Source organism: Microbacterium sp. TPD7012 (assembly GCF_003075395.1).
In the GTDB taxonomy this organism is placed as follows: domain Bacteria; phylum Actinomycetota; class Actinomycetes; order Actinomycetales; family Microbacteriaceae; genus Microbacterium.
Genome location: NZ_QDFV01000011.1, coordinates 43,929 through 53,229 on the forward strand (window position 1 = coordinate 43,929; position 9,301 = coordinate 53,229).

Here is a 9,301-nt window from a genome sequence, read left to right on the forward strand (position 1 = left end):
ATGCAGTCGGATCAGCTGCAGTTGCTAGGGTCCTCATCTATGGCCGACGATGCATCCACCAGTTCCCGTCGCAGGCGATCGGGTGCGGGCTTCGGGGTCCGAGTCCTTGCAGCGCTGTCCGTGCTGGTCAGCGGGGTCATCGCCTTCGTCCTCGCGAGCTCGGCCCTGGAGCTCGTGCGGGAGGAGTTGCACCACAACTGCGAGATGCAGCCCCCGGGTTCCGAGGCAGCGGGCACCTGGATATGCGCCGACGAGATCGGGTACCTCGCCACCGCGGGCATCCTCGGCACGGGGTGGCTCGCTGTCGTGCTCGTCGGCTCCCTCATCGCTCTGCTCGTCCGGCGTGATCGACAGACACGACTGGCGCTCGTGGTTCTCGCCGCCCTGTCCACTGCATGGATCCTCGGGTTGACCTGGTACGGGTCGTCGACGCAGGTGCAGGATCAGTACGCACCACTGACGGGCGCCGAGTACTGGGTCGGAGCGATCGGACCTGCGGCCGTCGTCAGCGCGATCGGCCTCGCGGTCGGGATGCTGAGTCTCCAGCCGACCGGGCCGCGTTCGTGGATTCTGGGGATCGGCGCGACAGTCCTGCTGATCGTCGCGACCGTTCTGCAACCGGGCCTGAGCATCATCCTCGTCCCCGCCGCGGGGCTGCTCGCCGCGGCAGTCGTCCGTGGCGTCGGCGCTGCGGCACCGGTCAGCGAGTGGTGAGGGCGGCGAGCATCTCGAGCACGCAGAGCGCGGCCAGTCGGACCGTGCGCATGTCGTCGGTGTCGGCGGTCGCGTCCACCTCGGCGATGTCCGCACTGACCACGCGCGGGTCCGCGACGATCGAGCGGACGAGGACGCGCAGCTCCCACGCGGCGAACCCGCCAGGGATACTCGCCGGGCACCCGGGCGCTGCGGCCCGATCGGCGGCGTCGACGTCGACATCGAGATGGATGCGGGCTGCGGCACCGGCTCCCGCGATGCTCGTCGCCTCGGCGACGACGTCGTCGATGCCCCGGTGCCGAACCTCGTCGAGGGTGATCACGCGGATGCCCCACTCGGCAGCGCGCGCCGCGTAGGCCGCGGAGTTCGCGAAGTCCGCGATGCCGATCTGGACGATCCGCGCCGGGTCGATGCGCTCCCCCTCCGGGGCATCCTCCACGAGTCGCCGCACGGGCGATCCGTTCGAGACCCCGTCGCGCAGATCGAAGTGCGCATCGATCGTGATGAGACCGGTGGCCCTGGCGCCTCGCGCGACCGGGTACGTCAGCGCGTTGTCGCCGCCGAGCGCGATCACGAGTCGGGCGGCGTCGGAGACACGACGCACCTGAGCGACGGTTTCGGCGATGCCGGCGTCGCCGTCCGGCTCGCGCACGTCACCGGCGTCGAGAACGCGCAGCGCCGCACCGAGATCGATGGCCGGCGGACCCATGAGCGTGGCGCTGTAGCGGGTCAGCGCTTCACGGACCGCGGCGGGCGTGGCATGTGCGCCCGTCGGCGACAGCGACGTGCGCCAGGTGGGGACGCCGAGCAGCACGGCATCCGCGTCATCCCCTGCGGCGAACGCGGGCCACGAGCCCGCCCGCGGCCAGAGGTCATCGTGCGAGAGAGCCATGGTCTTCCGTTCCCCTTCCGGATTCCTGCGCGGTGAGGACGGCGGCGCCGTCCTTCCACACCTGATCGACGAGCGGGACTCCCGGCCGGTACGCCAGGTGGATACGCGTGGGTGCCTTCAGCAGCACGAGATCCGCGCGGGCCCCGGGCGCGATGATCCCGACGTCGTCGCGACGGAGCGCGCGTGCCCCGCCGGCGGTCGCCGCCCAGACGGCCTCCGCGGGCGTCATACCCATGTCGCGCACGGCGATCGCGATGCAGAACGGCATCGATGAGGTGAAGCTCGATCCGGGATTCGTGTCGCAGGCCAGCGCCACCGTCACGCCGGCGTCGATGAGACGACGCGCATCCGGGTACGGCTGCCGGGTCGAGAACTCGACCCCGGGCAGCAGCGTCAGCACGGTGTCGGATGCGGCGAGCGCGGCGACATCGTCATCGGTCAGGTACGTGCCGTGATCGACGGATGCCGCGCCCAGCTCGACCGCGAGACGCACGCCCTCCCCCGGGCCCAGCTGGCTCGCGTGCACGCGGGGTGCGAGCCCTCGGGCGATCCCCGCCTCGAGCACACGCCGCGACTGCGGCACAGTGAAGGCACCGGTCTCGCAGAACACGTCGATCCACCTGGCGTGCGGAGCGCATGCGTCGAGCATCGGTCCGACCACGAGGTCGACGTAGTCGTCGGCCCGGTCGGCATACTCGGCCGGTGCCACGTGCGCACCGAGGAACGTCACCTCCGGCGTCACCTCGGCGGCCAGGCGCACGAGCCGCTCCTCGTCCGCGACGCTCAGGCCGTACCCGCTCTTGATCTCGACGGTCGTGGTGCCCTGTGCGAGCATCTCATCGAGGAATCCGCGCAGCCGCGCGCGCAGCTCGTCGTCGCTCGCCGCGCGGGTGGCGGCGACGGTGGAGCGGATGCCGCCCGCGGCATACTTCTGCCCCGCCATCCGCGCCTCGAACTCCGCGGCCCGGTCGCCGCCGAAGACGAGATGGCTGTGGCTGTCGACGAAGCCCGGGATCACGGCGCGACCGCCCCCGTCGACGACCTCGCCTGCGATCGTACGGTCGGCATCCGTCGCCGCCCCCACCCAGGAAATGCGTCCGTCCTCGACGAGCACCGCCGCGTCATGAAGGGTCCCGCAGGGGTCGCCGTCGACGCCGACGTTGGTCGTCAGCTCACCGATGTTCGTGATCAGGACGGTGCTCACAGCATCGGCACTTTCAGCCCGCGCTCGCGGGCCACGTCGCGGGCGTGCTCGTACCCGGCATCCACGTGTCGCATGACTCCGGTACCGGGGTCGTTGGTCAGCACGCGCTCGAGCTTCTCCGCGGCGAGCGCCGAGCCGTCGGCGACCGAGACCTGACCGGCGTGGATCGAGCGGCCGATGCCGACGCCGCCGCCGTGGTGCAGCGACACCCATGAGGCACCGGATGCCGTGTTGAGCAGTGCGTTCAGCAGCGGCCAGTCGGCGATCGCGTCCGAACCGTCCTTCATCGCCTCGGTCTCCCGATACGGCGAGGCGACCGAACCCGAGTCGAGGTGATCGCGGCCGATCACGATGGGTGCCGACAGCTCGCCGGATGCCACCATCTCGTTGAACTTGAGGCCCGCGAGGTGCCGCTCCTTGTACCCGAGCCAGCAGATGCGTGCAGGCAGCCCTTCGAAGTGGACCTTCTCCCCCGCCTTCTCGAGCCAGCGGTGCAGAGGCTTGTCGTCGGGGAAGAGCTCCGCGATCGCCCGGTCGGTCTTGTAGATGTCCTCCGGGTCGCCGGAGAGCGCTGCCCAGCGGAAGGGGCCGCGCCCCTCTTCGAACTGGGGACGGATGTAGGCCGGCACGAATCCGGGGAACTCGAAGGCGCGGTCGAACCCGCCCAGCTGTGCCTCGGCCCTGATCGAGTTGCCGTAGTCGAACACCGCGGCCCCGGCATCCTGGAACGCGACCATCGCCGCGACGTGCTGCGCCATCGACTCGCGTGAGCGCCGGGTGAAGTCCTCCGCGTCGCGCTCTGCCTCGGCCTTCCACTCCGCGACCGAGATGCCCACCGGAAGGTAGGCGAGCGGGTCGTGCGCGCTGGTCTGGTCGGTCACGATGTCGATCGGCACCCCGCGGCGCAGCAGCTCGGGGAAGACCTCCGCTGCATTGCCGACGACACCGACCGAGAGAGGCTCTCCGGATTCCTTGGCCGCGGTGACCCTCGCCACGGCGGCGTCGAGATCGGTCGTGTACTCGTCGAGGTAACCGTGCTCCACCCGACGGGCGAGACGCGTCTCGTCGACATCGACGATCAGGACGACGCCGTCGTTCAGGGTGACGGCCAGAGGCTGCGCACCGCCCATGCCCCCGGCGCCACCGGTGAGGGTGAGGGTGCCGCGCAGAGAATCGCGACCCAGCGAGCGGGCGACGGCGGCGAAGGTCTCATAGGTGCCCTGCAGGATGCCCTGGGTTCCGATGTAGATCCACGACCCCGCGGTCATCTGCCCGTACATGATCAGTCCGAGCTCTTCGAGCCGACGGAACTCGGGCCAGTTCGCCCAGTCGCCCACGAGGTTCGAGTTGGCGATCAGCACGCGCGGCGCCCATTCGTGGGTGCGGAACACCCCGACCGGCTTGCCCGACTGCACGAGCAGCGTCTCATCCGGCTCCAGCTCGTCGAGCGTGCGCACGATCGCGTCGTACGCCTCCCAGCTGCGGGCGGCCTTGCCCGTGCCGCCGTACACGACCAGGTCCTCGGGGTGCTCGGCGACCTCGGGGTCGAGGTTGTTCATGAGCATGCGCTTGGCGGCCTCGGCGCCCCAGCTCTTGGCGGTGCGCTGGTTGCCGCGGGCGGCGCGGACGACGCGCGGCTCGGACGCTGAGCCGGTCGAAGTGTCAGCCATGGGAGTGCTCCTTTGCGATACGGGCGACGGCGCCCGACTGGACGAGTTCGGTGACGGCCTCCATCTCGGGCGAGAGGAAGCGATCGGGGCCGGGGCCTGCGGCCACGGTGCGGACGAGGTCGCGGACGGCGCCGGTGGCGGGTCCGGCCTGCAGAGGGGCTCGCAGGTCGAGCGCACGAGCGCCGGTGAGGATCTCGATCGCGAGCACGCGCCCGAGCCCGTCGATCGCACGACGGAGTTTGCGGGCAGCGGCCCACCCCATCGAGACGTGGTCTTCCTGCATCGCCGACGACGGGATCGAGTCGACGGATGCCGGCACCGCCAGGCGCTTGAGCTCGGACACGATGCCCGCGGCCGCGTACTGCGCGATCATGAGGCCGGAGTCGACACCGACCTCGTCGGCGAGGAAGGGCGGCAGCCCGTGGCTGCGGGCGGGGTCGAGCGCTCGATCGGTGCGGCGCTCGGAGACCGAGGCGACGTCGGCGACCGAGATGGCGAGGAAGTCCAGAACCGCGGCGACCGGCGCTCCGTGGAAGTTGCCGTTGGACTCGATGCGGCCGTCGACGGTGATGACGGGGTTGTCGATCACGCTGGCGAGCTCGCGCTCGGCGATGGTCGACGCGTAGCCCATCGTGTCGCGGGCGGCACCGTGCACCTGCGGCGAGCAGCGCAGCGAGTAGGCGTCCTGGACCCGTCCGTCCTCCGGGCCCTTGTGGCTGTGCACGATGGGCGAGTCGCCGAGGAACGACCGCAGGTGGCCCGCCGACACGGCCTGCCCCGTCTGCGGGCGCAGGGCCATGAGGTCGGCCGCGAACACCGCATCGGTGCCGAGCTGCGATTCGACCGACATCGCCGCCGCCATGTCGGCGGTCAGGAGCAGCGTCTCGAGGTCGTGCAGCGCGAGCAGGAGCATCCCGAGCATGCCGTCGGTGCCGTTGATGAGGGCGAGCCCCTCCTTCTCCACGAGGGTCAGCGGCTCGAGGCCGGCCGCGGTCAGCGCCGCGGCGGCGTCGACGAGTTGACCGTCCGCCGTGCGGACCTGTCCCTCTCCCATCGCTGCGAGCGCGATGTGCGCGAGTGGGGCGAGGTCGCCGGAGCATCCGAGGGAGCCGTACTCGCGCACGACCGGGGTGATCCCGGCGTTGAGCAGACCCGCGTAGGTCTCGACGACGACGGGACGCACCCCCGTGCGACCCGACGCCAGTGTCTGCAGGCGCAGCAGCTGAAGACCGCGCGTGACCTCGCGTTCGACCTCGGTGCCGGTGCCCGCCGCGTGCGAGCGGATCAGGCTGGCCTGCAGCTGCAGTCGCCGGTCGGGCGCGATGAACGTGGTCGCCAGGGCACCGAATCCGGTGGAGACGCCGTAGTGGGGGTCGGGGTCGGCGGCGAGTCCGTCGATGACCCGGCGCGTCTCGGCGACGCGCTCGAGGGCCGCGGGATCGAGCGTGACGGGCGCGCCGTGCCGGGCGACGGCGACCACTTCGGCGGGCGTCAGCGGCCGGGCACCGACGAGAACAGGGGCGAGATCACTCATGTTCCGATTCCACACCCGCAGCGTCGACGGCGACAGCGGATCATGACATGCTGTGTCTGTGATCCCAGACAGTTCGCAAGCCTCAGGGAGCGGCGCACCTCAGGTGCCGGCGGCCGAGAACACCCTGCGGATCCTGAGCTATCTGGCGGGTCGCCCGGCGCCGGTCGCCGCCTCCGCGATCGCCCGTGAGCTGTCGCTCCCCCGATCGACCGTGTATCACCTGCTCACCACGCTCTCGACCCACGGTTTCGTGCTGCACTTCCAGGAGGAGCATCGGTGGGGCCTCGGCACCTCCGCCTTCGAGCTGGCCGGAGGCTACACACGACAGCAGCCGCTCGCCCGCCTCGGACGCCCCCTGGTCGCCGCGCTGTCCGATCGTCTGGGTGAGAGCGCGCACCTCGCGGTGATGAGCGGAGGCGACGTGCTGTACATCGTCGAGGAGCGCGCGCCGCGGCGGCCGGCGCTGATCACCGACGTCGGCGTACGTCTCCCCGCACATCTCACGGCCAGCGGGCGGGCGATGCTCGCCGTGCTCCCCCGCGAGCAGGTGCGCGCGCTCTACCCGAGCGCCTCCGCTTTCCCCGACCGCACCGGACTCGGGCCTCGTCGTCCCGCAGAGCTGCGCGAGCTGCTCCGGGAGGTCCGCTCGCGCGGCTACGCGACGGAGGACAGTGAAGTGGCGGAGGGCCTGCGGTCGGTGGGCGTCGCGGTGCGCGATCAGGCCGGATGGCCGGTGGCCGCCGTCGCGGTCACCTGGGCCGGCGAGGAGCGGGACGAGCGCGCGCTGGCGGATGCCGTGACGGCCACGGCATCCGTCCTGGAATCCCGGCTGAGGTGATGAGCGGGATCAGGCCCGCCGCGCTCAGACGGGGTGCTGCCCGGCCGCCCGGCGGGCGATACCCGAACGCGATGTCACCTCCCACCGTCGCATCACCGCACTCACATGCTTCTCGACCGTCGACTCGCTCACCTCGAGCCGCTCCGCGATCGAGCGGTTCGTCGCACCGCTCGTGATGAGGGCGACGATCTGCTGCTGGCGCACCGTCAGCGGCTCGGGTCCGGCAGCCGCGGAGGCTGCTCCCAACGCCGACGCCACACCCACCCGCGTCGGGACCCCGAAGGCATGGAGCACCCGCGAGACATGGATGCGCACCGTGTGCTCGGACAGGAACTCGGACGACGCGATCTGCGCGTTGCTGCGCCCCTCGGAGATGAGCAGCGCGATGCCCTGTTCACGGGCGGACAGCCCCTCCCACCCGCGGCGCGTGTCCGGAGGGAGGCGCCTGCCCACCGACCGGAGCTCGCGGGACGCCGACCTGCGCACGGCGCCGAAGCCGTGCGCATCCGCATCGGTCACGACATCCGCCAGTCGCCGTGCGGCCGCTCCTCGTTCGCGCAGGGAGATCCTGGCGCGGGCCGCGAGAATCTCACCCTCTGCTGCCTCCAATGCGCGCCGCGCGCTCTCAGCGAGAGCGACCGATCGCATGGCCTCCTCGAGCGCACGCTCGGCATCGCCGGCGAGGAGCGACACCCGGCTCGCGATCCGCTCGACCGTCGAGCTCGCGCTCGGGTGTTCCGCGAGCGGAGCAGCGCGCAGCTGCCAGGAGCGAGCAGCGTCGAGGTCGCCCGCGTCGACGGCGGCCCTGGTCAGGATCTCGAGGCAGATCGCGCGGTCGACGATCCGCACCTGTCCGAAGGACGGATCCACGGATGCCCGCAGCACGGCGGCGGCGGAGGTCCGCACGTCGTCGCCGACGATCGCCGCGTAGCTCGCGAGCAGGAACGCCCCGCTCATCAACGCGTTCACCGGCGCGATGTCCCGTGCGAGGATGCCGCTCACCGCCGCCCGTGCCTCCTGGCGCCGTCCTGCACTCCCGTCGATGACCGCCGCGGTCGCGGTCGCGAAGATCCGCTCCGCCTCCGTCCCGGCACCCGCGCACGCCTGCGCCGCCTCGTCGGCGGCGCCGCTCACATCGCCGCTGAACAGCCGCACCCTCGCCACGAAGCAGCGGATGACGGTCAGGAACGGGTGATCCCGTCGACCGAACAGCGCCGTGCGGGGAGGGACGACCGAGAGAAGCCCTTCCGCGATATCGAGGCGCGCCTCCGCGAGAGCCGCTTCGGCGAGAAGAGCGCAGAGGGGCAGGCGGAGCTCGCTCGCGATGCCCGCGGAGGCCCGCGCGGCGGACGCGAACTCTTCGGGCGGAGCCGACATGGGCGTCCCTGCCCGGGCGAGTCCGCACACGCTCTCAGCGAAGACCACGGTGTCGGGGTCGTCTGCAGCACGACGAGCCGCCGTCGCCAACGGAGCGGCGATGCCGAACTGCCCCGCCCACACTGCAGCGAGTGCCGCGAGCGCGCTGTCGAAGGCGACGTCCGACGAGCCCGCCGTGACGCGGTACAGCTCAGGAGGCACTGCATCGACGACGACGAGCTGCCGAAGAAGCGCGTCGAGACGGGCAGCGCGAGACATGGCGTCATGGTATCCCCCGGCCGGGTGAATAGCTCGATTCCCCCATGGCCCGCAGCAGCGCATGACGAGCACCATGAGAACGGGAGAGCCCGGGAGTCGGGCTGAGGAGGGAGTCGTCATGCACACGACACGAAGGAGATCCATCGCCGGTGGCATCGTCGTCTTGACCGCGCTCGCGCTGTCGGCGTGCGGAGTCGGGACGCCGGAACCGACAGCACCCGACGATGCGGACGAGTCATCGTCCGCGGAGCAGGCACCGGCCGCTGAAGACGACGCCGCAGCCGAGGACAGTGCCGGCGTCACCGTCGCGGGGACGGGCGTGTACACGATCGGAGGCGACATCCCGTACGGCGGATTCCAGATGCACGGGGAACCTGCACCGGTCCCGGACGGCTGCACGTGGAGCATCCAGGACGAGAGCGGCGGGATCGTCGTCGAGAACCAGGGCGCGTACGCATTCCTGACCGACGTCCCGGAGTACGTCACGTTCCACACGGACGGCTGCCCGGAATGGGAGCAGTTCGAATGATCGCGTTAACGCAAGAAAGCCACCCAGCATTGGGTGGCTTTCTTGTCTAAAAGAAGTCCGGCGGTGTCCTACTCTCCCACAGGGTCCCCCCTGCAGTACCATCGGCGCTGTGAGGCTTAGCTTCCGGGTTCGGAATGTAACCGGGCGTTTCCCTCACGCTATGGCCGCCGAAACACTATTGATGTTTCAATCAAACACATAACAAAGTCATTGTTGTTATGCGGTTCTCGACCGTACATCGAGAACCACTCAGTGGACGCGTAGCACCAACAAACGGTGTGTTAT

At 70.7% G+C, this 9,301-nt stretch carries 8 protein-coding genes and 1 rRNA gene; 3 read left to right on the forward strand and 6 right to left on the reverse strand.

From position 1 onward, the window contains the following. Nucleotides 1-39: 39 nt before the first annotated feature. Entirely contained in the window at nucleotides 40-714 is a 675-nt protein-coding gene (locus DC434_RS19530; protein WP_116636987.1) for a hypothetical protein, read from the forward strand. Here the strand turns inward: DC434_RS19530 and DC434_RS19535 are convergent. Genes DC434_RS19535 through hutH form a run of 4 tightly spaced genes read right to left on the reverse strand, consistent with a single transcriptional unit; the run spans nucleotide 701 to nucleotide 6,014 of the window. Next, nucleotides 701-1,606 (reverse strand): arginase family protein, encoded by a 906-nt coding sequence (locus DC434_RS19535; RefSeq protein WP_116636988.1) that lies wholly within the window; start codon nucleotides 1,604-1,606, stop codon nucleotides 701-703. The genes DC434_RS19530 and DC434_RS19535 overlap by 14 nt on opposite strands. Next, nucleotides 1,587-2,810 (reverse strand): imidazolonepropionase, encoded by a 1,224-nt coding sequence (gene hutI, locus DC434_RS19540; protein WP_116636989.1) that lies wholly within the window; start codon nucleotides 2,808-2,810, stop codon nucleotides 1,587-1,589. Before hutI ends, DC434_RS19535 begins: the two co-directional genes overlap by 20 nt. Further along, nucleotides 2,807-4,480, reverse strand: coding sequence for a urocanate hydratase (hutU, locus tag DC434_RS19545; protein WP_116636990.1), 1,674 nt, complete (start codon nucleotides 4,478-4,480; stop codon nucleotides 2,807-2,809). The genes hutI and hutU overlap by 4 nt, the downstream gene beginning before the upstream one ends. Next, entirely contained in the window at nucleotides 4,473-6,014 is a 1,542-nt protein-coding gene (gene hutH, locus DC434_RS19550) for a histidine ammonia-lyase (protein WP_116636991.1), read from the reverse strand. Before hutH ends, hutU begins: the two co-directional genes overlap by 8 nt. A gap of 52 nt (nucleotides 6,015-6,066) precedes the next feature. Between hutH and DC434_RS19555 the strand changes: the two genes are divergently transcribed. After that, a complete protein-coding gene (locus DC434_RS19555; protein ID WP_243409026.1) occupies nucleotides 6,067-6,852 on the forward strand; it encodes an IclR family transcriptional regulator in 786 nt (261 codons plus the stop codon). A gap of 24 nt (nucleotides 6,853-6,876) precedes the next feature. Here DC434_RS19555 and DC434_RS19560 read toward each other — a convergent pair whose 3' ends face one another. Further along, a complete protein-coding gene (locus DC434_RS19560; protein WP_116636993.1) occupies nucleotides 6,877-8,487 on the reverse strand; it encodes a helix-turn-helix transcriptional regulator in 1,611 nt (536 codons plus the stop codon). Nucleotides 8,488-8,605: 118 nt separating this feature from the next. Between DC434_RS19560 and DC434_RS19565 the strand changes: the two genes are divergently transcribed. Continuing rightward, nucleotides 8,606-9,016: a hypothetical protein gene (locus DC434_RS19565; protein ID WP_116636994.1), complete on the forward strand. Its 411-nt coding sequence runs from the start codon at nucleotides 8,606-8,608 to the stop codon at nucleotides 9,014-9,016. A gap of 55 nt (nucleotides 9,017-9,071) precedes the next feature. Here the strand turns inward: DC434_RS19565 and rrf are convergent. Further along, a 5S ribosomal RNA gene (gene rrf, locus DC434_RS19570) occupies nucleotides 9,072-9,188 on the reverse strand. Nucleotides 9,189-9,301 lie beyond the last annotated feature (113 nt).

What these genes read in the sequence shown, in the direction of transcription:
- DC434_RS19530 (WP_116636987.1), top strand. Translation starts at nt 40, where the DNA reads ATGGCCGACGATGCATCCACCAGTTCCCGTCGCAGGCGATCGGGTGCG.
- DC434_RS19535 (WP_116636988.1), bottom strand. Translation starts at nt 1,606, where the DNA reads ATGGCTCTCTCGCACGATGACCTCTGGCCGCGGGCGGGCTCGTGGCCC.
- hutU (WP_116636990.1), bottom strand. Translation starts at nt 4,480, where the DNA reads ATGGCTGACACTTCGACCGGCTCAGCGTCCGAGCCGCGCGTCGTCCGC.
- hutH (WP_116636991.1), bottom strand. Translation starts at nt 6,014, where the DNA reads ATGAGTGATCTCGCCCCTGTTCTCGTCGGTGCCCGGCCGCTGACGCCC.
- DC434_RS19560 (WP_116636993.1), bottom strand. Translation starts at nt 8,487, where the DNA reads ATGTCTCGCGCTGCCCGTCTCGACGCGCTTCTTCGGCAGCTCGTCGTC.
- DC434_RS19565 (WP_116636994.1), top strand. Translation starts at nt 8,606, where the DNA reads ATGCACACGACACGAAGGAGATCCATCGCCGGTGGCATCGTCGTCTTG.